Below are 23760 nucleotides of genomic sequence, written 5' to 3'. Positions count from 1 at the left end.
AAAGTCCTGGCTCCCCAAACAGAGAGCGTCACGCGAAGCGTGACTGAGAGGGCGGGCGCAAATCGCGCCGGACTTTCCCCCTCCCCCTCGCTTCGCTCGGGACCTCCCCCGCAGGCGGGGGAGGAAGGCGAAGCGCTGACTTTCGACGTCCTTAAGCCAGCGCGCTCTTGGCCTGAGTGATCAGACCCTTAAAAGCTTCGGGCTGGTTCATCGCGATATCAGCCATGACCTTGCGGTCGAGCTCGACGCCCGCTTTCGCCAGCCCGCTGATAAATCGGGAATAGGTGAGACCTTCTTCACGCACAGCCGCGTTGATGCGCTGGATCCAGAGCGCGCGGAACACGCGCTTCTTGGCCTTGCGGTCGCGATAGGCGTAGAGGCCGGCCTTTTCGACCGCGGCGTTCGCGGTGCGGAAGGTGTTCGAGCGACGGCCATAATAGCCCTTCGCCTTTTTCAGAACTTTCTTGTGGCGGGCATGAGCGGTAACGCCGCCCTTAACGCGTGCCATGATTGTACTCCGTCAAAATAAGGGTGGCGGCGCTCAGTCGAGGCCGTAAGGAATCCACAGCTTCACGCGATCAGCGTCTGGCTTAGCCAGCGTGCTGGTCCCGCGGTTCTGACGAATGTACTTGGAATTGTGGCTGATCAGGCGGTGACGCTTGCCGGCGGCGCCGGCCTTCACTTTGCCCGAGGCCGTGAGCTTGAAGCGCTTTTTGACGCCGCTCTTGGTCTTCAGTTTCGGCATTTGATCCTCGTTTGGATGAAGCGCGGGCCGAAACCCACGCCAAAAGGGGTCGCCACGGCATGCCGTACAGGCCGGGCCACCCAAGAAGGCGGGGCTGATAGCATGGGGCCCGGGGTGGGGCAATGGGGCCGCGGGGTCCCTTGGCGCCCGATTTTGGCTCCCCCACCCCGCGCGGTCGGGTTAGGTTAATGCCGGTGGGAGTAGCGGATGCAGACGCCGAAGAACCTCGACGAAGCCAAGGCCATTTTCCGAGCTGAGCGCACAAAGGTCACGACCTCTATCAGCGCTATCGCGGGTTCGCGCTGGCTGATGGCGATCTTGGCCACTCTCGTGCTCGCCTTCGGCACGCATCTGATCTACGCGCCGAGCCGTCTGCCCCCGGTCGGCGGCGTCAGCGTGGCGGCGGTGGGCCTGCCGCCCAGCGTGGATTTCGGCTTCGCGGGCGAACAAGCCAAGGCGGCGCAAGAGGCGGCGCTGCGCGAAGGCGCGGCCGAGCGGGCGCAGGAGCTGGTGGCCGCAAACGCCGAACGCGCGCCCTTGCTCAATGCGATTGGCTTTGGAGCAGCACTGGTGCTGCTGCTCGTCAACATGACGATCATGACCAAGCGCCGCCGCTTCACGCGCGGCTAAAGCGTCGGGCTTTAAATGCGACCCAGTGATTGGGTCTGACGCATGTCGCATTTAAAGCCCATAAGACGCTTTAGACTCAAAATTCCTAAAGCAACTCATGGACTTTAAATCCGCTCTGAGCGTGCCATCAAGCTGAGGCGGATTTAAAGTCCGTTGCTTTAGGCGCGTTTAAAGCCGAAGCGATAGCCCGGCCGCGCGCCTTCTGGCCAATCGGTCCAAGGGCCAGGCGACACGGCCACGAGCTGGAATGCGCCGTGCGGGGTCTGCACCGCCTCTTCGTCCAAGATCACTTCGCGTTCGCCGACGCCTTCCACCGCGACGCGGACGCGCAAGCGGCCCGCCCACACGCAGCGCGCATTTTGCGGGCAGCGGCTGTCCTCCACCACTTCAAGCGGCCGAACAATCAGGCCTTCGCCCAGATTGGCGTTTTCATTCACGCGCACGGCGACCACGCCAGGCTCGGCAAGCGCCGCGTCGCGTTGCGCAAGGTCTTCACGAATGTGCTGCGGCAAGTTAGCGAGCGGCGGCTCGGCGACGGGCGCGGAGGCGCAGCCAATCAGCAACAGCGCTGAAATCAGAAACGCACGCATTCGAAACTCCTTCGCCGGCCGGATCTAGTGAATCCGGTAATATGGGTTAGGCACGAGAAATGTGCGCTCAGCGTGGCCGCCTTCGAGATCGCTTTGTTGGTCGCCGATATTGGCGATGATGGTGTAGCCCAGGCTTTCGATGCGCGCGCGCTGCGGGGCCTTGTATTCAGCTGCCGGCGTTGAGGGACCATCCGCCGGACGCAGGACGACTTCGGCCCATTCGGTGTAGCCGGCGCGGCGCAGATTCTCTTCGGTGCCGGCGCGGCGTTGCTCGCGGCGGCCGGTGATGAAGAAGACGGCGACGCCGGCTTCGCGCGCCGCTTGATAGGTCGCCAGCATCGGCCGGATCGGCTCGCCCATCGCGCCGTCTTCGTAGGCGTAGGCGCCGCAGGGGCCGCGCGGCAGCCGATCGCACGGACCGTCGGTGAAATAGCCGTAGTCGTTGGCAAGCGTGCGGGTCCAATTCGAGATCGTGGTTTCGTCGATGTCGAACACAATCGCCGGGCGCTGCACCTGCGGCGCGCGCTGCGCGATCCAAGCGCGGGCTTCCTCCGCCACGACGGCGATATCACGTTCATAGGCGCCGCTGTCGTGATAGTCGCGGAGCTGTTCCTTCAGCTCCGTGAGGTTCATCGGCGCGGCGGTCGGCGCTGCAGGCGCTGTCGCGCACGCGGCGACCAGGAACAGTGCGGCGAAGAAGGAGCGTTTGATCAGCATGGCGCGCTATTCAGGCGAGGCGCGCCGCGCTGTCAAACAAAACGCGCCGGCCCATGCGGACCGGCGCGTTCGGTTTGGGAATGTGGACGCTCGCGTTACGCGCGCGGCGCCATCACCATGACGACTTGGCGACCTTCGAAGCGCGGCTCGTGCTCGACCTTGGCGATGCCGTCGAGCTCGGTGCGCATACGATCAAGCAGATCCATGCCGAGATTGGTGTGCTGCATCTCGCGGCCACGGAAGCGCAGGGTGACCTTCACCTTGTCGCCCTCTTCGAAGAAGCGATGAATGGCCTTCATCTTCACTTCGTAATCGTGGTCGTCGATGTTCGGGCGAACCTTGATTTCCTTCAGTTCGACCCGTTTGGCCTTCTTACGCGTCTCGGCCTTCTTCTTCTGCTCCTCGAAACGGAACTTACCGTAATCGAGGATTTTGCAGACCGGCGGATTCGAGTTCGGCGCCACCTCGACCAAGTCGAGGCCGGCTTCACGGGCGGCGTCTAGGGCCGCGCCAATGGGCATCTCGCCCTGCTTCTCACCGTCTGCATCGATGAGGAGGACACGCGGCGTGCCGCGGATTTCCTCGTTCACGCGCGGACCATCTTTGGATGGCGGCGGCGCGGCATATGGACGTCTGGCTATCGGGCCTTCTCCTGTAGCTGTTGCTAAACGCGTGCCGGCCCACGCCCGTCAGGGCGCGGACTCGACTTCCGCAATATCGCTTGCGCGGGGCCCGGTATCAAGCCGTTGCGGCTTCGCGAAACACGCCGCAATTGCGCAATTGGCGCTCAACTTGGTCGACCGGCAGGTCCGCGATCACGGCGGCGGTGAATTCCACCACCCCGCCCTTGCCTTTTGGGGCAGCCAAATCTGGCCGCGCCAACGATGAGAGGAACACCAAGCAGGGCGCGCCAGCGGCCGCGGCGACATGCATCAATTCGACGTCGTCACCCACGGCGAACGCGGCCCGCTCGGCCAAGCCGATGCATTGGAACAGGTCCGGGCGCGTAACGAGGTTCTTGGCGCTTGGCACTTCCTTGGCGATGGCCGCGCCCACCTGACGTTCCTCTGTGCCGCCCAGCACCACCGGCGTGACGCCATGTCGGGCGATGCGACGGGCCAAGTCGACGTATTTCTCCTCCGGCCAATGGCGTCCAGCGTCGACACTCGCACCGCGGGGCAAAAGCAGCACGTAACGGCCATGAATGCCGAAATAGTCAGGCCGCAGGCGTGGCGCGTCGCGCATGGTTTGACGCAACCATGACAGATCTGGCTCAAGCGGCCCGCTCACGGGAATGCCGGCGGCCTCCAATTGCCCGGCAAGCCGCAACATCGGATGCAAGTCGCCGCGGCTCGGCGCGAGGTAGGCGTGGCTGGCGCCTGGAATCGGCCCCGACCATTTCGGCGGCCACGGACGCAATCCTTGGAAATAATTGTTTGTGCGGCTCGACCCCTCCAGGTCGTAGATCATGTCGTATTTGGCGGCGCGGATGCGCGCGATCAGCTTGGTGATCGCCTGCGGCTCCGTTGGCTTGCCGTCGGCTTCGACCGTGTCGAAGTATGGCGATTTCTCAGCCAGTTCCTTGGTGGCTTCAGTGGTGAGCAACGTGAAGCGCGCGCCCACATGCCGCTCACGAATGAGCTTCACCGCAGCCAACGCCTGCAGAAACGCGCCGACGCCGCCGAGCTGGATCACCAGCACGCGATTGACGGCGCTCGTTTCGCTCTCGGAAGCTGACTTGCGCCAGATCATTCCATCTCTCTCCTCGACGCTCACCAAGCGCCGCTCTCTTATTTTTTACGCTCTTCCGCTTCGCGCAAGAGCCGTTCGTAAACTGCTAATGTGGCCGTTTGCAGGGCTTCTTTGGAAAAGAGCGCCCGCACGCGGTCGCGTCCGTTCTGTCCCATTTTGGCCCGCGCTTCCGGTCCCATATCGATGAAACGTTCGATCGCGCCCGCAAGCGCCGTGACGTTCCCCGCTGGCACAAGAAGTCCGGTTTCGCCCTCCACGACCGTTTCTGTGAAGCCGCCAAGATTGGACGCGATCACCGGCACGCCCATCGCCTGCGCTTCCACCGCGCCGCGACCAAACGCTTCCGGCTCAATTGAAGGGAACACGGCGACGTCGGAGGCGGCGAACGCCAGAGGCATCTGCCTCACATGGCCGACCACCGCCACAACATCCTGCAGTTTATTGGCTTCAATGTTCGTAACGATTGCTTCGTGGTAACCGCGCCGGCTCTGCGGATCGCCTGCGATGATAAGCTTGAGCGCCCCAGGTCGCTTCGCCTCGACGTGCTTGATTGCATCAAGAAGGACCAGATGGCCTTTCCAGCGTGTCAGCCGCGCTGGGATGATCAAGACCGTGCGCGGGTCGTCTTCGGCGAGGCCCCACTGCGCCCGAAGCGCGGCTCGGTCGTTCGTCGCAATCCGGTCGGGATCGAATTGCGCGAGATCGACACCGCGCGGGATGGCGATCACGCGCGCGGGATCGATGTTGTACTGTTTGATCACGTGGTCGCGGGTGTACTGAGAATTTGCGATAATCAGATCGCCGCGCGCCATCACCGAATTGTAGAAGCGCTTCAGCGACGAGCGCGCGTTGTAGATGCCGTGGAATGTGGTGACGAACGGCGTCTTGGTGATGCGCGCGGCGGCGAAGGCACTCCAGGCCGGCGCGCGGGATCGCGCATGCACGATCCGCACGCGGCGCTCGCGCACGACCTTGGCCATGGCAAACGCATTAGAAATCGCAGTGATCGGATTTTTTGTGGCGGCGGGGAGTCTGATCAACTCGCCGCCGGCCGCCCTGAGGTCCGGCTCAAGGCGGCCGCCGGCGCTAGCGACCAAAGCGAGCCCCCCGGCGCGGCTGATCGCCTCCGCCATTTCAAGCGTGGTCCGCTCCACCCCGCCAGCACTAAGCTCAGGGGTTACTTGCAGAACTGTCAGGATGTGACCTTCTTGCAATGCTTCGTCGCCGCCCGGATTCCGCCTATTCCGGCTAAGCCGATGTTTGATAACGGTTTTGATTAATTAGGCGCTGAGATTCGTTAACGAGGCGCTTTCGACGTCGCCAAAATCGATCAGGAGTAGAGCGATGCCATTCGGCCAAATCGAGGCCATCGCCCACAACGGCCTGCGCTTGGCCTATGAGCGCCAGACCGGCGCGCGACCGACGTTCGTGTGGTGCGGCGGCTTCAAGTCGGACATGACTGGCACAAAGGCCCAAGCGCTGGCCGAATGGGCGCGCACGCGGGGCCAGGGCTTCGTGCGCTTCGATTATTCCGGCCACGGCCAATCTGATGGCGCGTTCACCGAGGGCACAATCGGGGCTTGGACGGACGACACGCTGGCGATTCTTGATCAAGTCACGGAAGGCCCCCTGGTGCTGGTGGGCTCCTCCATGGGCGGTTGGATCAGCCTATTGGCCGGCCGTGCACGGCCCAAGCGGGTCGCGGGTCTTTTGCTGATCGCGCCGGCGGCCGACTTCACCGAACGGCTGATGTGGGCCTCCTTTCCGCAGGAGGTGAAGCGCGAGATTGAGGAAACAGGCCGTTGGGAACGGCCGTCGGCCTACGACCCGGAACCCTATGTGATCACCCGCCAGCTGATCGAAGACGGGCGCAGGCATCTGCTCATGGATGCTCCTATCCCCTGCACGGGTCCGGTCCGCATCCTTCAGGGCGGGCTCGATCCGGACGTGCCGGCGGCGCACGCCGAGGCGCTGGCCAAGCTGATCCAAAGCCCAGACCTGCGCTTTGACCTGATCCTGGATGGCGACCATCGCCTTTCCCGGCCCGAGGACATCGACCGCCTTATCAGCGTCGCAAATGAACTGGCGGATAAGCTCGCGCCTTGAGCGAAGTCTGCCCGAAGCGCTTGGCTTCCGCCAAAGCTTGGGGCATCGCTGAGGCGAGCAGGCTCTGGGGAGCGCCCGCGGGGAGTAGTTGAATTCATGACCAGCATCGCCGCCCTTCTTCTGCCCTTCGCATTGCTGCAGGCCGCCGAGACCGCGCCGACAACGGCGTCGAGCCACGTGCAGCAACGCTTCGCGCAATGCGTGGCGCTGATCGATAGCGACGCAGCACGCGCCTACGAGGAAGGCATGGCCTGGGCGGCGGAGGCGCAATCGGTCTATGCCTATCGGTGCGCCGCCATGGCTCTGGTCGCGCAAGATCGCCACGATGAAGGGGCCCGCCGCCTGGACTCCCTCGGGATGGCGCTCAATCCGGTCGATACGGGTCTGCGCGCTGAGCTCTTCAGCCAAGCCGGCAACGCGTGGCTGCTGGCGCGTGAGCCGAGCCGAGCTCGCGCCTCGTTCACGCGCGCCATCGCCATCATGGAGGCGGACCCCACTCAATTGCCCGACCTGCTGATAGACCGCTCGCGCGCTTATGCGATGGAAGCCGATTGGCGCCATGCGGAAGAAGATCTCTCGCGCGTGCTCGACCTGCGCGCCAGCGATCCGCTGGCGCTGCGCCTTCGGGCGGCGGCGCGCATGCAGCAGCGCGCCTGGGATTTGGCGGAGGCGGACGCCCAAGCGGCCGTTACCGCCGAGCCTGGAAACGTGGATAATTATTTGATCCTCGGCCACGTCCGCGAGAGCCGCCGCCTCGGCGAGCCGGTGATGATCCAGTAGCGACGGAAAGCGCGCTGACCCACGTTTGATTTCTCGCGAGGCGGGTACTCGGAGAACTGAACGTGAATATCAAAGCTTGTGTATTGGGCGCGATTGTCGCCCTGGCAGCGACCGCAGGCCCCGCCTTCACGTGGGAACGCATTGGCGCGCGCGATGTACGCGACGCCACCGAGCGCGACACGATCGTGGTCGAAGGTCCGCGCCGCTATGAGCGCATCAAGCTCTGCGTCTATCGCAACCCCGTGCACTTCATCGATCTCGACGTCCGCTTCGCCAATGGCGGCCATCAGGACGTCAACGTGCGCCAGCGCATCAATCCCGGCGAATGCACGCGCGCGATCGATCTGGCTGGCGACGACCGCAACGTCGCCGCCGTGGCAATGGTGTATGAAGAAACCAGCTTCCGCCATCGCCACGCGACCGTGCGGCTGTTCGCGGAATAGCGCCTACCCCCGGATGATTGTGCGCAGGTCCCATTCGGACGTGCGCACATTGTCGACCTTCCATCGATCGTCTTGCCACACGAGGTCGTAGAGCACTTCCTCGTGTTGGCCGGCATTGGTGAAGCTCGCGCGCACAGTGGCGTGGCTGCCCTCGACAAGGCCTTCGGTGGCGGCGCGCACTTCGCTCAGCTGATAATCCTGCGCGTCAATGATCGGATCGAAATCTAGGATCGGCTCGCCCTGCGCTTGCGAACGCGCGAACATGGCGTCGAGATCAGCCGCCATTTGCGCCGACCAGGGCGCCGCTTCCGCGAGCGGCGGGATTTGGCCGTTCGGCACGAGGTAGGGATCATAGAATCCGCGCACCACGGTCGATGGATCAGTAATCGCGCGGCTGGCGCCGGCATCCGCGGGCGGCGGCGCTTCGGCCGTCCCAGGCTCGCGTTGACAGGCTGCGAGCGCCGTGACAGCGGCAAAGCTCAAAAGCAGATTGCGTCTCAGCATGTGTCCCTCCACGCGGGCGACCATGGCGCACCATGCGGATGGATTCCAGCGTTAGCTCTGCACCCAGCGCACCGCGGGATCGTTGAAATCTACGATGTCCGACAATTCATAGACGTTGCGATAGCCATATCCGTAGAGATTGATGAAGGTCTGAATGTTAAGCGCCAGTTCGACACGCTTCAGGACCACCGGCTCGGCATTGTTCGAGAAATTGTTGTTGCAATAAATCAGAATGCGCACGTTGGGATCACGCAACACGCGCGCCAAGCTTTGATCGGTGAAATCGGTGAACGGCAGATTGACGGCGCCGTCTATATGGCCGCGCGCATAAGCGTCGGCCGAGCGCGCGTCGAGGATGATGGTGTTCGGCTCACGGGCCATGCGCTGGAAATCGGCGAGCGACACGAGGCGTTGTTCGCGCACCTGCTCAACGTCGCTCGTCAGACTGCGGAAGCCGCGATAATCGATTTGCGCGTTATTTGTCGGTTCAAACTTCTCTTGCGCCACAGCCGTGGCCGCGAAAGCGATCACGCTAAGGGCTATGGCGCTCCAAAGACTACGCATCGCGACACCTCCCGGAGCCTGGGAGGACGCGCCGCGTTTGCGGAGGATTTACGGCTGGATCAGGACGCTCCGCCGACGGCGCGCAAAATGTAGGGGCCGCCCAACGCGAAGAAGCCGCCGAGCAGAAGGCCGACCGGCATGCCCATCAGGGCGCCAACATAGGCGTTGCCCAGGCGCTCGCCCCAGTCGAGACCGCGCCCGCCCAAGCGCAACACGAAGCCCAGGCCCGCGCCGATCAGGCCGCCAACGCCGCCATAATCCCAGCCCAGCACGCACAAAGCGACCATGCCCGCGAACGCCACGGTGCTGAGTATCAGCCTCATTCCATCCAAGCAGGTTACTCCGTCCCGCCGCCCCGACCCGGCTTGTTCCATGACCGCGTGCGCCCGGCAAGCCGGCGGCGCACCGTGGATTGCTCAATTGTGGCGATCATTGCGCGTCTGGGCGATCCGTAAGCAACACGCAGGCCGCCGTGCGCTCGTTGCGAACAACCCGCGCCCGCTGCACCAGGGTCGCGGCGCGACGGCGCACGTATGGGCCCGGATTGTCCGCGCTCCAGCGGTTGGGACTTGGCAGCACCGCGGCCAAGCGCGCGGCCTGCAACGGCGTGAGATCGGCGGCGGAGACACCGAAGCGCGCGCGCGCCGCCGCCTCGATGCCGAAATTGCCGTCGCCCCATTCGGCGGCGTTCAGGTAAGCCTCCATGATCCGGCGTTTCGGCCACATGAATTCGATCAACGCCGTGAAATAGGTCTCAAATCCTTTGCGGACCCAGGAGCGGTCCGGCCAAAGGAAAAGATTCTTCGCCGTCTGCTGACTAATCGTGGACGCGCCGCGCACGGCGCCGCCGCGCTGGTTGGATTCCATCGCATCCTGAATGGCTTCCACATCGAAACCGTGATGCGTGCAGAAATTCGCGTCTTCCGCCGCAATCACGGCGCGGACGATGTGTGGCGACATACGATTGAGCGGCACCGGATAATGGCGAATGGTTTGCCCTTCCGCCGCGCGCTGCATCATCAGCATGGTCGAAGGCGGATCAAAGAAGAGATAGGCGCCGGCCCACGTCACCGGCAGCAACACGAAGGCGATGAAGAGCACGCTGATCGTGGTGATCACCAAGCCGAAGCGCTTGCGGCGTTTGATCCGGCCAAGATCGAGATCGAGATTGGTGCGCGCGTCGCGCGCGCGTTGGCGATCGCCCGGACGCCGCTGCGGCGGCATCGGCACGTCCGGCTCACCAAACAGACTTTCCTCGACGCGTGGTGGCGGTTCGTGTGGAGGCTCAGGCGCGCGCGGTTCTTCCGGCTGGCGGTCCTCTGGATCGTCTTCCGGCCTCATCCCCACTCCTCGACGACTTCGGCGTCGCTTTCTCGCGGCGCGTGGGCGGATTTGAGGCGCTGGAAGGCCGCCGCGTCAAGCAGGCGCGCGAGCGCCCATACCGCCATGCCCCGGACCAGGGGTGATTCATCCTTAAGTCGCGCCTCTGCTGCGCTTGCGAGCGTGCTATCGCCTGAATTGCCCACAGCCACGAGCACGTTGCGGACGAACCGGTCGCGCCCGGTACGCTTGACCGGAGTACCGGCGTAACGCGCACGGAACGTGGCGTCATCGAGCGCGGCAAGTTCCGTGAGTGGCGCGAGGCGAAGATCGTCGCGCAACGCGATCCGGGTTTCGCGCGCGTCTTGCGCGAACTTGTTCCAAGGGCAAACGGCAAGGCAATCGTCGCAGCCATAAATGCGATTGCCCATCGCCTCGCGAAATTCACGCGGGATCTGACCTTTGTGTTCGATCGAAAGATACGCAAGGCAGCGCCGCGCATCGAGTTGATAGGGCGCCGGGAACGCAGCAGTGGGGCACACGTCCAGGCACGCGCGGCATGAGCCGCAATGATCCGCTTGCGCCTGGTCGGGTTCGATTTCCGCCGCGCTCAAGATGGCGCCGAGAAAAAGCCAGGAGCCATGCTCGCGCGAAACGAGGTTCGTGTGCTTGCCTTGCCAGCCAAGACCGGCGCGTTGCGCCAGCGGCTTTTCCATCAAGGGCGCAGTGTCGACGAACACTTTGACGTCCGCCCCACTCTCGCGCGCGAGCCATTGCGCGAGTTGTTTGAGTTTGCCATTGATGACGTCGTGATAATCGCGCCGCGCGGCGTAGGCGGAGACGATTCCGTGGTGCTTGCGTTCCAAAAGCGCGATGGCGTCGTCGTCGGGCGCATAGGATTGACCAACCACGATCGCGCTCTTGGCGTCCGGCCAAAGCGCTTGCGGATGAGAGCGCCGATCCTGCGCCATCCAGGCCATGTCGCCATGCCGACCTTCGCGCAGAAATTCCTCAAGCCGCGCACTCGCCGGCCAAGGCGCGCGCACGTCGGCGACGCCAATGGCGTCGAAGCCAAGGCGTGCGGCGGCGGCCGCGATTTGGGATTTATCGACGCCAGGCAGCGTAAGCTCCAACGCAACGTTGGCCGCTCTTAGCCCTGGGCGCGGGCCGCGGCCAGCCGATTAGGCCGCGACCGCCGCCTTATCGGTCAGCGCGTGCTTGAGGCGCGGCAGCATTTCCTTCGGGCAGATTTGCCAGAAGCGACCGCGTGCGGCTTTCCAGTTCGAGAGCAGCTCGGCGGCGCGGGGCGAGCCCGTGCGCTTCACGTGCTCTTCGATCAGCGCCACCAGCGTCTCTTCCCAATGCTTGGAGGCGAGACGCTGCCACACGATCGTGTCCGGATTGGCCATCGCTTCGAAGCGCTCTTCGGCATCGTAAACGAACGCCATGCCGCCCGTCATGCCGGCGCCGAAATTGTCGCCGATATTGCCGAGGATCACGACTGTGCCGCCGGTCATGTATTCGCAGGCATTGGCGCCCGCGCCTTCGATGACGGCGGTTGCGCCGGAATTGCGCACCGCGAACCGTTCACCGGCGAGGCCCGCCGCGAACAGCTTGCCGCTGGTCGCGCCATAGAGACAGGTGTTGCCGATAATGGCGCCGAGACGATTGGCTTCGTCGGCTGGCGGACGCAGTGAGATGAGACCGCCGGACAGACCCTTGCCGACATAATCGTTCGAATCCCCCGTCACATCGAGCGCGATGCCTTGCACGAGGAACGCACCGAGGCTCTGGCCGCACGAACCGCGCAGATTGACGGTGAGCTGGCCTTCGCGTTGGCCGGTCATGCCGTACTTGCGCACGACATGCGCCGACGCGCGCGCGCCGATGGCGCGTTGCGTGTTGCGCACGGCGAAATCGAGCTGACGCTTCTCGCCGCGTTCAAAGAAGCCGGCGGCGTTGTCGAGGATTTGGTGATCCAGCGATGGCGGCGGCTCGTTGCGGCCTAGCTGTGTGCAATAGGCTGGGTACGGGCTATCGACGCGCACAAGCAGCGGGTTGAGATCGAGGTCGTCGAGGTGCTCGGCGCCGCGGCTGATTTGTTCGAGCAAATCGGTGCGGCCGATCACTTCTTCCAAACGACGGAAGCCAATGTCGGCCAGCAATTCCCGCACTTCTTCGGCGATGAAGCTCATCAGATTGACGACCTTCTCCGGCGTGCCGGTGAACTTGGCGCGCAATGCCTCGTCCTGCGTGCAGACGCCCACCGGGCACGTATTGGAATGGCACTGACGCACCATGAGACAGCCCATCGCCACGAGCGACGCCGTGCCGATTCCGAACTCTTCCGCGCCGAGAATGGCGGCCACGACGATGTCGCGTCCGGTGCGCAAGCCGCCGTCGGTGCGCAACCGCACGCGGTGACGGAGATTGTTGAGCATCAAAGTCTGATGCGCTTCGGCGAGACCCATTTCCCAGGGATTGCCGGCGTACTTGATCGAGGTCTGCGGACTGGCGCCCGTGCCGCCAACGTGGCCGGAAATCAGGATCGTGTCGGCGCCCGCCTTTGCGACGCCGGCGGCAACGGCGCCGATGCCCGATTGCGACACGAGCTTCACGCACACGCGCGCCACCGGGTTGATCTGCTTCAGGTCATAGATGAGTTGGGCCAGATCCTCGATCGAGTAGATGTCATGGTGCGGCGGCGGCGAGATCAGCATCACGCCCGGCGTCGAGTGACGTAGACGCGCAATGAGCTCGGTTACCTTGAAGCCAGGCAACTGACCGCCCTCGCCAGGCTTTGCCCCTTGCGCGACCTTGATCTCGATCTCGCGGCACTGGTTCAGATATTCCGCCGTGACGCCGAAGCGGCCCGAGGCGATTTGCTTGATCGCGGAATTTGCGTCGTCGCCGTTCGGCAATGGCTTATAGCGCTCAGGCACTTCGCCGCCTTCGCCCGACACCGAGCGCGCGCCGATGCGGTTCATGGCGACGTTCAGCGCGCCATGCGCCTCCGGCGACAGCGCGCCCAAGCTCATGCCAGGCGTCACAAACCGCTTGCGAATCTCGTTGACGCTTTCGACTTCGGAGAGCGGCACGGGCGTGACGTTCTCCTCGCGCACTTCCAGCAGATCGCGCAGCTGGATCGGCTCGCGCAGGCGGCGCTCGCGCACTTTGTCCGCATACTTTTTATAGGCGACGTAATCGCCCGTATCGCACGCCTTTTGCAGCTGGTGGATCGAGTCCGCTTCCAGCGCATGGCGTTCGCCGCGCGCGCGGTAGCGATAGAAGCTGCCGACGGGCAGCGCTGTGAGCGCTTCATCATAGGCGGCGAGGTGCTTGTCGACTTCCTCGAAAGCGATGCCGGCAAGCCCGACGCCCGAGATGCGGCTGGTGAGGCCAGGGAAGAATTCATCGACCAGCGCGCGCGACAGGCCGATCGCTTCGAAGTTGAGACCGCCGCGATAGGACGAGATCACGGAGATGCCCATCTTCGAGATGATCTTGAAAAGACCCGCTTCGAGCGCCGCGCGGTAGTTCGCGCACGCCTTCTCGCGCGTGAGCGAACCCGAGAGTCCGCGCGCCACGCGATCGCCGATCGTGTCGAGCGCGAGATAGGGGTTCACGGTGGTCGCGCCGCAGCCGATGAGCACGGCGGCGTAGTGCGGGTCGAGGCATTCGGCCGAGCGCACCGAAATCGAACAGAACGAGCGTAGCCCCTTCTGCGCCAGGTACGAATGCACGCCGCTGACGATCAAGATCATCGGGCAGCCAATGCGATCCGGGCCCTGGCCCTCGTCTGTGAGCACGATGTGCGAACGCCCCGCCTTCACCGCCTTTTCCGCATCGCTGCGAATGCGGTTAATCGCGGCGCGCAACACAATCCCCGCGTCTTCTCCCGGCGCAGGCGGCGCGAAAGTACAATCGATGCGCACGACTTCTTCGCCTAACTCGGCCAGCAGGCGCTGATACATGCCGTTGGTCAGGATCGGGCTTGAGAGTACATAGACGTTCGATTGCGTCTCGTCCTGCGCCAGCACGTTGCCGAGGTTCTTGAAGCGCGTCGCGAGGCTCATCACGCGGCCTTCACGCAGCGGATCGATCGGCGGGTTGGTAACCTGGCTGAAGTTCTGACGGAAATAGTGCGACAGCGGCCGGTTCTGCTCCGACAACACCGCGAGCGGGGTGTCGTCCCCCATTGAACCGATGGCTTCCTTGGCCTCTTCCATCATCGGCTGGAGCAAGAGCTCGAGATCTTCCATCGTGAAGCCGGCGGCGGCCTGACGGCGCAGCAGCTCGCCGCGATCTTCAAAAAGCCGCGGCTCGGCGCCTTCGAGCTTCTTGTCGAGATCAATGACGTTTTCGAGCCAATCCCCATAGGGATGCTGCGCGGCGAGCGCGTCGATCATCTCTTCGTGACGATAGAGTCTGCCCTCATGCGTATCGACGGCGATCAGCTGGCCGGCGCCGATGCGGCCGCGCTCGGTGATCTTGCGGTCATCGAGCGGGCACATGCCCGTTTCCGAACCAATCGCGAGCAAGCCGTCTTCGGTGAGCGCATAGCGCAGCGGGCGCAAGCCGTTGCGATCCAAGCCGGCAACCGCCCAGCGGCCGTCGAACATCGCAAGCGCGGCGGGGCCATCCCACGGCTCCATCACCGCGTTGCAATAGGCATAGAGCGCGCGGTGGCTCGGCTTCATCGTGTGCGACTTAGCCCACGCCTCCGGGACCAGCAGTGACTTCGCCATCGGCGCGGCGCGACCGGCGCGCACCAACACTTCGAACACGTTGTCGAGCGCCGCCGAATCCGAACCGCTCGGCTGGATGATCGGCTTCACGTCCGCATCAGCTTCGCCGAAGGCGTCGGACGCCATGCGCACTTCGTGCGAGCGCATCCAGTTCACGTTGCCCTTTAGCGTATTGATCTCGCCGTTGTGCGCGAGCATGCGGAACGGCTGCGCCAAGCGCCATTGCGGGAACGTGTTGGTCGAATAGCGCTGGTGATAGATCGCCACGCACGAAACGAAACGCTCGTCCTTCAGGTCCGGATAGAAACTATCGATCTGCTGAGCGAGGAACATGCCCTTGTAGATCAGCGTCTGCGCCGAGAGCGAGCAAACATAAAGCTCGGCGATGTTGGACGCGAGCGCGCGCTTTTCGATGCGGCGGCGGCAGATAAAGAGATCACGATCCACGGTTTCTTCGTCACGGCCTTGCGGATCGTGGAAGAGCACCTGCTCGATTTCTGGGCGGGTAGCGTTGGCTTTCTCGCCGATCTGCGAAATATCGACCGGCACCTGCCGCCAACCATACAGCACGAAGCCTGCGCGGATAATTTCGCTTTCGACGATAACCCGCGCGCGCTCCTGCGCGCCCAGATCAAGGCGCGGCAAGAAAACTTGGCCGACGAAAATCGGCCCTGGGCGCGGCGTGTGCCCGGTGCGCGACACGACTTCGCGGAAAAAATCCTGAGGGGCGTCGATCAGGATGCCAGCGCCGTCGCCGGTCTTGCCGTCCGCATCGACAGCGCCCCGGTGCCACACGGCTTTCAGCGCTTGCAGCGCAAGCGTCACCACATCGCGGCGCGGCTTGCCGTCGAGCGCTACAACGAGGCCGACGCCGCATGCGTCTCGTTCGTCCTCGGAGCGATAGAGGCCTTCACGTTCCAGTCTGTCGCGCTCGCGCAGATAGCGCGCGATTTCAAGTTCGCCGTTCATGGCTTTATTCCGCAGCTACGCGCGCCGCTTGGGCGCGGTCTTGAATATAAGCGTGGATTGCATCGGCGGCCTCGCGGCCTTCCTTGATGGCCCACACCACGAGCGAGGCGCCACGCACGATATCGCCCGCGGCGTATACGCCCGGCAAATTCGTCGCATAGGTCAGCGGATTGGCGCTGATCGTGCCCCAGCGTGTCGTTTTGAGATCGAGCGCGTCCCACGCTTCCGGCAGATCTTCCGGATCGAAGCCAAGGGCTGCGATGATGAGATCGCCTACGACATCAAACTCGCTGCCAGGCACTTCTTCCGGCGATTGGCGCCCACTCGCGTCCGGCGCGCCGAGGCGCATGCGGACAGCTGCCACGCCCGGCTTCTTGCCCGCACGCACCGCTTTGGGGGCTGCGAGCCATTCGAACACAACGCCCTCTTCCTCGGCGTTTTTCACTTCGCGTTGCGAGCCGGGCATGTTGGCGCGGTCGCGGCGATAAAGGCAGGTGACGCTCTTGGCGCCCTGACGCACAGCCGTGCGCACGCAATCCATCGCCGTGTCGCCGCCGCCGATGACCACGACGCGCTTGCCAGCCGCGTTGAGCGCGCCGCTGGTGAACTCGGCCACCTCATCGCCCAGGCCGACGCGGTTGGAGGCGATGAGGTAATCTAGCGCCTTCACCACACTCTGATCATTCGGCGCGTTAAGCGGCTTGGCCTTATAGACCCCGGTCGCGATCAGCACGGAATCGTGCTGCGTACGCAGATCGTCGAACGAGATCGTCTCGCCGACATTGCAATTCAGCACGAATTTCACGCCACCTTCGATGAGGCGCTGCGTGCGACGCTCGACAATGTCCTTCTCCAGCTTGAAGCCGGGGATGCCGTAGATCAGCAGGCCGCCGACGCGGTCATGGCGATCATAGACCGTTACTTGATAGCCGCGCAGACGCAGGCGCTCGGCGGCGGCGAGGCCCGCAGGGCCAGCGCCGATAATGCCAACGCTCTCCTCACGCTCGCGGCGCGGCTTGATCGCGGCGACCCAGCCCTTCTCCCAGGCGGTGTCGGTCAGGTACTTTTCCACAGCGCCAATGGTGACAGCGCCGTGCGTCGATTGCTCGATCACGCAGCCGCCTTCGCAGAGACGATCCTGCGGGCAAATCCGACCACAGATTTCCGGCATGGAATTGGTCGAGGCCGAAAGCTGATAGGCTTCCTCAAGGCGGCCCTCGGCCGTCATGCGCAGCCAATCAGGGATGTTGTTCTGGAGCGGACAATGCGTCTGACAGAACGGGACACCGCATTGGGCGCAGCGGGACGCCTGCTCGTTGGCCTTCTCGGCAATAAACTCGCGATAAATCTCATGAAAATCGTCGGCGCGGTCAGCCGCCGCGCGCTTCTCGGGCCATTTCTGACCCACAGACACGAATTTTTGCATGCGTTCGGCCACGAACGCCCTCCAAAGGCGCGAGTTGCGGGATAATTTTCCTTTAGACTGAGTTTGGCAGGCTGTTCAAGAAATAAGCTGCCTCTGCACAGCGATTTGGCCTGAATTTCGCACTTTCGCCCCGGTCCGACGCACTTCATGGTCGCGTCGGCTCAAATTGGGGGCGCCTGCTTGGACATTCTGAAACTACTCCGCGCCGCGGTGCTCGGCGTGCTGCAGGGCCTGACCGAATTCCTGCCCGTCTCCTCTACCGCGCACCTCCTGATTGGCGCGGAGCTGATCGGCTACGACGATCCGGGCGGCGTCTTTACCGTCATGATCCAGCTGGGCTCGATCCTCGCGGTGATGTGGCTCTACCGCCAGCGCATCTTCGACGTCATCACCGGCCTACCGACCAAGCCGGAGGCGCGGCGCTTTGCGCTGATGCTCTTCCTCGCGTTCCTGCCGGCGGTGCTCATCGGTTTCTTCGCTGCCGATTACGTCAAGACAGTGCTCTATGAGAGCTTCATCGTCATCGGCTGGGCATTGGTGATTGGCGGAATCGCCATGCTGTTGCTGGAGCGTTTTGCACCAGCGGCGGTGGTGACTGACGCCGCGCAAACACCAATCTGGCGCGCCGTCGCGGTGGGCTTCATGCAATGCATTGCCATGATCCCCGGCGTCTCGCGCTCGGGCGCCACGATCTATGGCGGCTTGCTGCTCGGCCTTGATCGACGCGCGGCCGCGGAGTTTTCGTTCTTCCTCGCCATGCCGACGATGGTGGCGGCGTTCATCTACGACTTCATCAAAGTGAAGGACCAAATCGCTAGCGAGCGCATCGCCGAGATCGCCGTGGGTTTCGTGTTTGCATTTCTGGCCGCCGCACTTGTGGTGAAGCCTTTCCTGGATTTTGTTACCCGCATTGGCTTTGGCCCGTTCGCTTGGTATCGCATTGGTCTCGGCGCGCTCTTGCTCGGCGGCGTTCACATGGGCCAGCTTGGCTAAGCCGCGCCGCTTCAAGGGTGAAGCTCATGGCGCAATCGAAGCTCTGGACCATCGGCTACGAGAACGTCGGCGTGCCTGAGTTCGTGGCGGCGCTGAAAGAAGCCAAGATCAAAACGCTGGTGGATGTGCGCGAAATCGCGAACTCACGCCGCGCCGGCTACTCAAAGAAGGCCCTCGCCGCGAGTTTGGACGAAGCCGGCATCGCTTACGTGCACATGAAGCCGCTCGGCACGCCGAAGGCCGGACGCGAAGCCGCGCGCAAGGGCGACACCAAGACCATGCGGCGCATCTTCGAAGCCAAGCTAGCCGAGCCTGAGAGTCAGCTCGCTTTGGCGGAGACAGCCGATCTCGCAAAGAAAGGCCGCGTCTGCATCATGTGCCTGGAGCACGACTGGCGCGACTGCCATCGCGCGATCGTCGCCGAGCACCTCGGCGAATTCGGCCTTAAGCCGGCGCACCTTTCGCCCGGACCGCCGCGATAATCGAAACCACCAGCAGCGTCGTCCAATAAAGCGCGACAGCGCCCGTGAACGCGCGCGGTTCGACCAGTCCTACATAGGATGCAGCGACGATCGGCAGCGTGAGCAAACCAACGACGCCGAGAATCCAGCGCCTGCGTTCGGCCGTGAAGCAGAGCGCGGACACCAGCACGCCATTCAAACCAATGCCGGCATATTTCACCCAATGCATCGGCGCGATCAGCGGCAGGTGCGACGCGGCGTTTTGATAATCAGCGGTGAGCTGGAGCTGCTGATAGGTCTCGACCACATCACCGCCGGCGCCGATCAGTGCGGCGATGACAGCGAGCCATTTCAGCGTGGTGTTGCCGCCGAGCATAAAGGCGGCGGCGATCAGGAAAAGCGCATACGCCGGGATGAAAGCGTAGAGATCGAGCGTGTTGAGCTGATCCATCGCGGCGATAATCGCGGGGTCCGCCGGATCGCCGAACACTTGCGCTAGGTCCGCCAGCGTCGTGCTGCGCTGGAACGCGCTGACATAGGTCGCGGCTTCGCCTGGCGCGTACACCGCGGCGACGTCGGGCAGAAAATTGAATCCAACAAAGACGCCGAGCGTCGCCAATCCGAAAATCGAAGCAGCGATTGCCCAGGTGCGCGATGTCATGCGGGATTCTGCTTTGTCTGGAACTGGCCGTAGGGGCGGAAGCGCCAGAGATAGGCTGGCACGATCGCCTCGACCGTTTCAAGCGGGGTGACGCCCAAATCCTGGATTGTCCCGGCCAGTGGATCGGCGCCGACGACATTGTCCTTGCGCAGCATATTCACCTGATCGCCAGTCAGCGGCGGAGCGGCGAACGGGATCAGCTTGAACGCCCAGCTGATCAGCAAGCCGAGCGGATAGGCAAACACGAAGGGCAACGGAATGAGCGGACGCGGGCGCGCCGTTTCGGCCGTAATGAATTCGAGCAATTGCTTGAACGTGTAGGTGCGCGGGCCGCCGAGCTCATAGACACGGCCCTGCGCTTCGCGCTTCTCAAGCGCGGCGCACACCGCGTCAGCGACATCGCCGACGAAGACCGGCTGGAACTTCGTTTTGCCGCCGCCGATGAGCGGCAACGCGATCGACGTTTGCGCCATGCGGGCGAAGCGATTGAAGAATCCGTCCTCTGGGCCAAACACGATTGAGGGGCGCAGAATCGTCGCCGTCGGCACAGCCTCCAACACGGCGCGCTCGCCTTGGTATTTCGACTGCGCGTACTTGGCGCCTTTCTCCGCGGCCCCGAGCGCGGAGATGTGCACTACGCGTTGGATGCCGCGCTTGGCGGCGGCTTCGGCGACCGCGCGCGCGCCTTCGACGTGCAGCGCGTCGAAATTTTGATTGCCGCTCTCGTGCAGCACGGCGACCAGGTTCACGACCGCGTCGGCGCCCTCGAGCGCGGCGTCGATCGAGTCCGGAAAGCGCAAATTCGCTTGCACGAGCTGAATCTGACCAACATCGCCCATCACGCGCAGATCAGCGCCAAGATGCGGGCGGCGCATGGCGACGCGGACACGTTTGCCGCGCTTGGCGAGCGCACGCACGACTTGCTTCCCGATGAAGCCAGAGCCGCCGAACACAACGACCAGTTCCGCCATGAAGCACTCCATAAGGCCCGGTTCAGCCGCGCCGCGCGATAAGAGGAAACGGCATCCGGATAAGTGTCAAATTGTGTCGCGGTATGGAGTGTTGCGCGGCGCTTGGCAACTGGCCGGAACCCGTGCGGGCGCGTCAGCTTGGCTCATGTTCCTCCGGAACGATGCCGGCGCAACCGCTTTGACTAGCCGAGGGGCGGAAACGCCTGAGGAGCACAAAATGAGTAAGTTTCTCGCCATGGCCGTCGCCGCGAGCGCGCTTATGATCGCGGCGCCGGCGTCTGCCCAAAGCTGGCAGAACATCAATGAACGCCAAGCGCGCCTGGATCAGCGTATTGACCGCGGCGTGCAGAATGGATCGCTCACCCGCCGCGAGGCGGCACAATTGCGCGCTGAATTCCAGGAAATCGTTCGCATCGAGCGCGCCTACCGTATGTCAAACGGCCTATCGTCATGGGAGCGCCAAGACCTGGATCGGCGCTTTGATGCGTTGAGCGCCCGGATTCGCTGGGATCGACACGATAACCAGGATCGTGACTGGCAGAACATCAACCAACGGCAGCGCGAACTTGATCGGCGCATCGACGCTGGCCTGCGCGACGGTTCATTGTCACGTGTGGAAGCGCATCGCTTGCGCGCCGAGTTTCAGAACATCGCCCGCATTGAGCAGGAGTATCGGCGGAACGGTTTGTCGCAGGGCGAACGTCGAGACCTTGATCGGCGCTTTGACCGCCTTAGCTATAGGATCGAAGCGGAGCGCCGCGACAGAGATAACCGCTACGGCTAATTCCCTCCCCCCGTTGCCGTAGCGCGTGAAGAAGCCGCCGATGCCCACAAGCGTCGGCGGCTTTGCCATTTCTGCGCCAGCTTTTGTGCTAGATCGGCGGCGCCATGACTCGGCCGCAGATCACCCGCCTGCGCGAAGCAGAAGCCGCGCCGATCGATGACACGAAAGTCATCGACGCGCACTTCAAGGTGATTGGTCGCAAGCGTCATTTCGCACGCATGCTTTGGCGTGGGTTCGTAACGATCCTCTGGGCGGCTCTGATCGGGTTTATGATTCCGCCGGCCTGGATCGCGTTCGACTATCTACGCGACTTTTTCCGTTAGGCGCTGAGGCGCGCCATTTCTGCGTCGCTGATGTCCTCGTTGGAATAGACGTCTTGCACGTCGTCCAGGTCGTCCAGCTGCGTCAGCAGCTTCATCAACGTCTCGGCCGCCTCGCCTTCGATCGGGATGGCGATATCGGTGCGCCACACGAATTTGGCCGAGACGGCGTCGCCGAACTTCTTGGCCAGATCCTGCGCCACGCCGCCGAGCGCGGTCATCTCACAGGTGATGACGTGATGCTCGCCCTCGACGACGCAATCATCCGCGCCGGCTTCGATCGCGGCTTCCAGCATCGCGTCTTCGCTGGCGACGGACAGTGCGTAACGCACCTCGCCCACTTTACGCCATGCGTTGGAAACCGAGTTGCTTTCCCCAAGATTGCCGCCGTTCTTGGCGAACGCCGCGCGAACTTCGCCGGCGGTGCGGTTCTTGTTGTCGGTAAGGCATTCGACAATCACGCCGATGCCGCCCGGGCCAAAGCCCTCGTAACGGATTTCGTCCAGCTGCTCGGCGCCCGCGCCGCTGCCCTTGTCGATGGCGCGCTGAATGTTGTCCTTCGGCATATTGATTGCGCGCCCCGAGGCCATGGCGCGGAACAGGCGCGGATTCGAGTTCGGATCGGCGCCCCCGAGTTTCACCGCCGCTTGGATTTCGCGCGCAATCTTGGTGAACGCTTGCGCGCGCTTCTTATCCTGCGCGCCCTTGCGGTGCTGGATATTCGCGAATTTGGAATGGCCTGCCATGGGGCGCGGCTATAGCGGGCGGCGCCATCTGGCTCAAGGGCGCCGCGCCTATTCCGGCGCGGCTCTCAGCCGATTCACCAGCGCCTCGGCTTGATCCAGGCGCGCGAACAAGTCCGCCGCGTCGCCCGTGACGCAACCGGCGTCGAACCGCGTGCGCTGGTCTTCCCGCCCTTCGCCCGAGGACCAGATGATGTCGCCATAGGGGCCATCGGCGATCACCCTGCTACATTCAAACCAGCGGCTCTCGTACGGCTGAAAGATTGCGCGGATCTCGGCGAACGATTCCGTGGAAACGGCGAAGCGAGTGACTTGATCACCCGCCGTGTAGCTTCCCTCTCCTGTCCGGCTCACCGACCAACTCGAGCGCAGGTTGCCCCAGTATCGGTGCTCCACGGTGATGATCTCCGGCTCAGGGATCGTCGGCGCGACATATCGGGCGCGCGCCATCTCCTCCATCAGCCGATACGCTTCATCGGCGTTGCGCGCGAGTGGCCGCGCGCCGTCGGAGGTACAAGCGGTATGCATCACCACGCGCCGCTCCGCCTCGCCGCGACGGAAGATGATGTGGCCAGGCGCCGAATGAGGCGACGGACTGGCACACGTGAGCCCCTCCGCCTCGAGCGGAGCAAGCAGCGCCGCCACGCGCTGAAAATCGCCTCGGCTCGCCTCGAATTCGAACACGCGCTCGCCAGCCCCGGGGACCATGCGGGCGTGACCGCCATTCTCGATCGTGTAGTACATGCGCTCAGGATGGTAGACGACTTCGATAGCGCTGAGTTCGTGCGCCCGCGGCGTCACGCACGCGCTCAGACACGCAATCAAGCCAAAAATCATGACGCGCATGCTCGCACCTATCACTATGCACGGCCCGTTAAAGGCGCGCCGCGCACACAGCGGATGGCTTCCTTGGGCGTGATCACCCAATCCAGATGTGCGTCGTGCGGACCAGTTGGCACCGCGCCCATTTCCTGTTCAGCATAGGCGATGCCGACGGCGATCGCGCCATGGGCGCGGTACAGAGAAATGATGCGGTCGTAATGGCCGCCGCCTTGGCCAAGCCGGTTGCCGGCGCGGTCAAACGCGATCAGCGGCACGAGAATGAGGCGCGGCGTCACCTCTTGCGCGCCCTTGGGCGGCGACGGGACGCCAAACGCGTCCGCCGTGAGCGCCTCGCTGCCGCGCCAGGCGAGGAAGCGCGCCGGCCCCTGTCGGGTTTCCATGCGCGGCAACGCCACCACATTGCCGACCTTAGCGAGCGCGGCCAACAGCGGACGACCGTCGATCTCGCTGCCCACTGGCCAATAGCCGGCGACAGGTGAGACACGCGCCAGCTCCAGCGGGAAATTATCGATCAATTTCAGCGGCGCGTCGCGAGGCTCCACCGCGTTGCGCTCCGCCCGCATCAACATGCGCGCGTCGGCTTTTTCGGCCTCAAGCTCCGCACTCATGCTCCCTCGCTTGCGGGGGAGCTGTCAGCGCGCAGCGCGCGATGACTGAGGGGGCGCAGCGCAAACGTCAAACCGACTTACC

The 23760-nt window shown here is 63.7% G+C and carries 27 protein-coding genes; 8 read left to right on the top strand and 19 right to left on the bottom strand.

Features of this window, described 5'->3' with window-relative positions; translation table 11 throughout:
• Nucleotides 1-151: 151 nt before the first annotated feature.
• Both rplT and rpmI read right to left on the bottom strand, forming a co-directional pair.
• Nucleotides 152-508 (bottom strand): 50S ribosomal protein L20, encoded by a 357-nt coding sequence (gene rplT / locus VF769_RS07795; RefSeq protein WP_331007824.1) that lies wholly within the window; start codon nt 506-508, stop codon nt 152-154.
• Nucleotides 509-541: 33 nt separating this feature from the next.
• Nucleotides 542-745, bottom strand: a complete 204-nt coding sequence (gene rpmI / locus VF769_RS07790; protein ID WP_331007823.1) for a 50S ribosomal protein L35 — start codon at nt 743-745, stop codon at nt 542-544.
• Nucleotides 746-952: 207 nt separating this feature from the next.
• Between rpmI and VF769_RS07785 the strand changes: the two genes are divergently transcribed.
• Nucleotides 953-1375 (top strand): hypothetical protein, encoded by a 423-nt coding sequence (locus VF769_RS07785; RefSeq protein WP_331007822.1) that lies wholly within the window; start codon nt 953-955, stop codon nt 1373-1375.
• Nucleotides 1376-1533: 158 nt separating this feature from the next.
• Here VF769_RS07785 and VF769_RS07780 read toward each other — a convergent pair whose 3' ends face one another.
• The 5 genes from VF769_RS07780 to VF769_RS07760 form a co-directional block, all read right to left on the bottom strand.
• The gene (locus VF769_RS07780) at nt 1534-1965 is read right to left on the bottom strand and encodes a hypothetical protein (RefSeq protein WP_331007821.1); all 432 of its coding nucleotides are present in this window, start codon (nt 1963-1965) and stop codon (nt 1534-1536) included.
• 24 nt (nt 1966-1989) lie between these two features.
• The gene (locus VF769_RS07775; protein ID WP_331007820.1) at nt 1990-2682 is read right to left on the bottom strand and encodes an HAD family acid phosphatase; all 693 of its coding nucleotides are present in this window, start codon (nt 2680-2682) and stop codon (nt 1990-1992) included.
• Nucleotides 2683-2777: 95 nt separating this feature from the next.
• Nucleotides 2778-3323, bottom strand: a complete 546-nt coding sequence (gene infC / locus VF769_RS07770) for a translation initiation factor IF-3 (RefSeq protein WP_349258116.1) — start codon at nt 3321-3323, stop codon at nt 2778-2780.
• 97 nt (nt 3324-3420) lie between these two features.
• Nucleotides 3421-4434, bottom strand: a complete 1014-nt coding sequence (locus tag VF769_RS07765; RefSeq protein WP_331007818.1) for a glycosyltransferase family 9 protein — start codon at nt 4432-4434, stop codon at nt 3421-3423.
• Between the two features lie 38 nt (nt 4435-4472).
• Complete coding sequence (locus VF769_RS07760; protein ID WP_349258114.1) at nt 4473-5588, bottom strand: glycosyltransferase family 4 protein; 1116 nt, start codon at nt 5586-5588, stop codon at nt 4473-4475.
• 190 nt (nt 5589-5778) lie between these two features.
• Between VF769_RS07760 and VF769_RS07755 the strand changes: the two genes are divergently transcribed.
• From VF769_RS07755 to VF769_RS07745, 3 genes are all read left to right on the top strand, one after another.
• Nucleotides 5779-6540: an alpha/beta hydrolase gene (locus tag VF769_RS07755; protein ID WP_331007816.1), complete on the top strand. Its 762-nt coding sequence runs from the start codon at nt 5779-5781 to the stop codon at nt 6538-6540.
• A gap of 96 nt (nt 6541-6636) precedes the next feature.
• The gene (locus tag VF769_RS07750) at nt 6637-7320 is read left to right on the top strand and encodes a hypothetical protein (protein ID WP_331007815.1); all 684 of its coding nucleotides are present in this window, start codon (nt 6637-6639) and stop codon (nt 7318-7320) included.
• A 62-nt stretch (nt 7321-7382) separates the two neighbouring features.
• Nucleotides 7383-7763, top strand: a complete 381-nt coding sequence (locus VF769_RS07745) for a hypothetical protein (RefSeq protein WP_331007814.1) — start codon at nt 7383-7385, stop codon at nt 7761-7763.
• A gap of 3 nt (nt 7764-7766) precedes the next feature.
• Here VF769_RS07745 and VF769_RS07740 read toward each other — a convergent pair whose 3' ends face one another.
• From VF769_RS07740 to VF769_RS07710, 7 genes are all read right to left on the bottom strand, one after another.
• Nucleotides 7767-8267, bottom strand: coding sequence for a DUF3828 domain-containing protein (locus VF769_RS07740; protein WP_331007813.1), 501 nt, complete (start codon nt 8265-8267; stop codon nt 7767-7769).
• Between the two features lie 51 nt (nt 8268-8318).
• Nucleotides 8319-8831 (bottom strand): rhodanese-like domain-containing protein, encoded by a 513-nt coding sequence (locus VF769_RS07735; protein WP_331007812.1) that lies wholly within the window; start codon nt 8829-8831, stop codon nt 8319-8321.
• Nucleotides 8832-8890: 59 nt separating this feature from the next.
• On the bottom strand, nt 8891-9154 hold the full coding sequence (locus VF769_RS07730) for a hypothetical protein (protein WP_135212229.1): 264 nt from the start codon (nt 9152-9154) through the stop codon (nt 8891-8893).
• Nucleotides 9155-9260: 106 nt separating this feature from the next.
• Nucleotides 9261-10172, bottom strand: a complete 912-nt coding sequence (mtgA, locus tag VF769_RS07725; protein ID WP_331007811.1) for a monofunctional biosynthetic peptidoglycan transglycosylase — start codon at nt 10170-10172, stop codon at nt 9261-9263.
• A complete protein-coding gene (queG, locus tag VF769_RS07720; RefSeq protein WP_331007810.1) occupies nt 10169-11284 on the bottom strand; it encodes a tRNA epoxyqueuosine(34) reductase QueG in 1116 nt (371 codons plus the stop codon). Before queG ends, mtgA begins: the two co-directional genes overlap by 4 nt.
• Before the next feature lie 48 nt (nt 11285-11332).
• Complete coding sequence (gene gltB / locus VF769_RS07715; protein WP_331007809.1) at nt 11333-15868, bottom strand: glutamate synthase large subunit; 4536 nt, start codon at nt 15866-15868, stop codon at nt 11333-11335.
• 4 nt (nt 15869-15872) lie between these two features.
• On the bottom strand, nt 15873-17306 hold the full coding sequence (locus VF769_RS07710) for an NAD(P)-dependent oxidoreductase (RefSeq protein ID WP_331007808.1): 1434 nt from the start codon (nt 17304-17306) through the stop codon (nt 15873-15875).
• Between the two features lie 168 nt (nt 17307-17474).
• Between VF769_RS07710 and VF769_RS07705 the strand changes: the two genes are divergently transcribed.
• Both VF769_RS07705 and VF769_RS07700 read left to right on the top strand, forming a co-directional pair.
• Complete coding sequence (locus VF769_RS07705; RefSeq protein ID WP_331007807.1) at nt 17475-18287, top strand: undecaprenyl-diphosphate phosphatase; 813 nt, start codon at nt 17475-17477, stop codon at nt 18285-18287.
• Between the two features lie 26 nt (nt 18288-18313).
• Nucleotides 18314-18769 carry a DUF488 domain-containing protein gene (locus tag VF769_RS07700; protein WP_331007806.1) on the top strand — a complete coding sequence of 152 codons (456 nt, stop codon included), beginning with the start codon at nt 18314-18316 and terminating at the stop codon, nt 18767-18769.
• Here the strand turns inward: VF769_RS07700 and VF769_RS07695 are convergent.
• Both VF769_RS07695 and VF769_RS07690 read right to left on the bottom strand, forming a co-directional pair.
• Nucleotides 18732-19409, bottom strand: a complete 678-nt coding sequence (locus tag VF769_RS07695; RefSeq protein ID WP_331007805.1) for a hypothetical protein — start codon at nt 19407-19409, stop codon at nt 18732-18734. The two genes, VF769_RS07700 and VF769_RS07695, sit on opposite strands and share 38 nt — an antisense overlap.
• Entirely contained in the window at nt 19406-20380 is a 975-nt protein-coding gene (locus tag VF769_RS07690) for a complex I NDUFA9 subunit family protein (protein ID WP_331007804.1), read from the bottom strand. The genes VF769_RS07695 and VF769_RS07690 overlap by 4 nt, the downstream gene beginning before the upstream one ends.
• A 217-nt stretch (nt 20381-20597) precedes the next feature.
• On the opposite strand from VF769_RS07690, the gene VF769_RS07685 reads away from it, so the two are divergent.
• Together VF769_RS07685 and VF769_RS07680 are read left to right on the top strand one after the other, a co-directional pair.
• Entirely contained in the window at nt 20598-21164 is a 567-nt protein-coding gene (locus VF769_RS07685; RefSeq protein ID WP_331007803.1) for a hypothetical protein, read from the top strand.
• 104 nt (nt 21165-21268) lie between these two features.
• Entirely contained in the window at nt 21269-21487 is a 219-nt protein-coding gene (locus VF769_RS07680; RefSeq protein WP_331007802.1) for a hypothetical protein, read from the top strand.
• Here VF769_RS07680 and VF769_RS07675 read toward each other — a convergent pair.
• The 3 genes from VF769_RS07675 to VF769_RS07665 are packed head-to-tail and all read right to left on the bottom strand — an operon-like array spanning nt 21484 to nt 23678.
• Nucleotides 21484-22230: a YebC/PmpR family DNA-binding transcriptional regulator gene (locus VF769_RS07675; protein WP_331007801.1), complete on the bottom strand. Its 747-nt coding sequence runs from the start codon at nt 22228-22230 to the stop codon at nt 21484-21486. The genes VF769_RS07680 and VF769_RS07675 overlap by 4 nt on opposite strands.
• Before the next feature lie 48 nt (nt 22231-22278).
• A complete protein-coding gene (locus tag VF769_RS07670) occupies nt 22279-23073 on the bottom strand; it encodes a hypothetical protein (RefSeq protein ID WP_331007800.1) in 795 nt (264 codons plus the stop codon).
• A 14-nt stretch (nt 23074-23087) separates the two neighbouring features.
• The gene (locus VF769_RS07665) at nt 23088-23678 is read right to left on the bottom strand and encodes a 5-formyltetrahydrofolate cyclo-ligase (RefSeq protein WP_331007799.1); all 591 of its coding nucleotides are present in this window, start codon (nt 23676-23678) and stop codon (nt 23088-23090) included.
• Nucleotides 23679-23760 lie beyond the last annotated feature (82 nt).

Origin of the sequence: Vitreimonas sp. (assembly GCF_036392335.1) — a bacterium.
GTDB lineage: Bacteria > Pseudomonadota > Alphaproteobacteria > Caulobacterales > Aquidulcibacteraceae > Vitreimonas.
This window is presented reverse-complemented; position numbering and strand designations above follow the sequence as displayed.

Coding starts and splice junctions, on each gene's coding strand:
- VF769_RS07755 (WP_331007816.1), top strand. CDS start 5,779: ATGCCATTCGGCCAAATCGAGGCCATCGCCCACAACGGCCTGCGCTTG.
- VF769_RS07785 (WP_331007822.1), top strand. CDS start 953: ATGCAGACGCCGAAGAACCTCGACGAAGCCAAGGCCATTTTCCGAGCT.
- VF769_RS07685 (WP_331007803.1), top strand. CDS start 20,598: ATGAGTAAGTTTCTCGCCATGGCCGTCGCCGCGAGCGCGCTTATGATC.
- mtgA (WP_331007811.1), bottom strand. CDS start 10,172: ATGAGGCCGGAAGACGATCCAGAGGACCGCCAGCCGGAAGAACCGCGC.
- gltB (WP_331007809.1), bottom strand. CDS start 15,868: ATGAACGGCGAACTTGAAATCGCGCGCTATCTGCGCGAGCGCGACAGA.
- VF769_RS07740 (WP_331007813.1), bottom strand. CDS start 8,267: ATGCTGAGACGCAATCTGCTTTTGAGCTTTGCCGCTGTCACGGCGCTC.
- VF769_RS07780 (WP_331007821.1), bottom strand. CDS start 1,965: ATGCGTGCGTTTCTGATTTCAGCGCTGTTGCTGATTGGCTGCGCCTCC.
- VF769_RS07775 (WP_331007820.1), bottom strand. CDS start 2,682: ATGCTGATCAAACGCTCCTTCTTCGCCGCACTGTTCCTGGTCGCCGCG.
- VF769_RS07670 (WP_331007800.1), bottom strand. CDS start 23,073: ATGCGCGTCATGATTTTTGGCTTGATTGCGTGTCTGAGCGCGTGCGTG.
- rpmI (WP_331007823.1), bottom strand. CDS start 745: ATGCCGAAACTGAAGACCAAGAGCGGCGTCAAAAAGCGCTTCAAGCTC.
- VF769_RS07750 (WP_331007815.1), top strand. CDS start 6,637: ATGACCAGCATCGCCGCCCTTCTTCTGCCCTTCGCATTGCTGCAGGCC.
- VF769_RS07735 (WP_331007812.1), bottom strand. CDS start 8,831: ATGCGTAGTCTTTGGAGCGCCATAGCCCTTAGCGTGATCGCTTTCGCG.
- VF769_RS07665 (WP_331007799.1), bottom strand. CDS start 23,678: ATGAGTGCGGAGCTTGAGGCCGAAAAAGCCGACGCGCGCATGTTGATG.
- VF769_RS07700 (WP_331007806.1), top strand. CDS start 18,314: ATGGCGCAATCGAAGCTCTGGACCATCGGCTACGAGAACGTCGGCGTG.
- rplT (WP_331007824.1), bottom strand. CDS start 508: ATGGCACGCGTTAAGGGCGGCGTTACCGCTCATGCCCGCCACAAGAAA.
- VF769_RS07695 (WP_331007805.1), bottom strand. CDS start 19,409: ATGACATCGCGCACCTGGGCAATCGCTGCTTCGATTTTCGGATTGGCG.
- VF769_RS07765 (WP_331007818.1), bottom strand. CDS start 4,434: ATGATCTGGCGCAAGTCAGCTTCCGAGAGCGAAACGAGCGCCGTCAAT.
- VF769_RS07730 (WP_135212229.1), bottom strand. CDS start 9,154: ATGAGGCTGATACTCAGCACCGTGGCGTTCGCGGGCATGGTCGCTTTG.
- VF769_RS07680 (WP_331007802.1), top strand. CDS start 21,269: ATGACTCGGCCGCAGATCACCCGCCTGCGCGAAGCAGAAGCCGCGCCG.
- VF769_RS07690 (WP_331007804.1), bottom strand. CDS start 20,380: ATGGCGGAACTGGTCGTTGTGTTCGGCGGCTCTGGCTTCATCGGGAAG.
- VF769_RS07675 (WP_331007801.1), bottom strand. CDS start 22,230: ATGGCAGGCCATTCCAAATTCGCGAATATCCAGCACCGCAAGGGCGCG.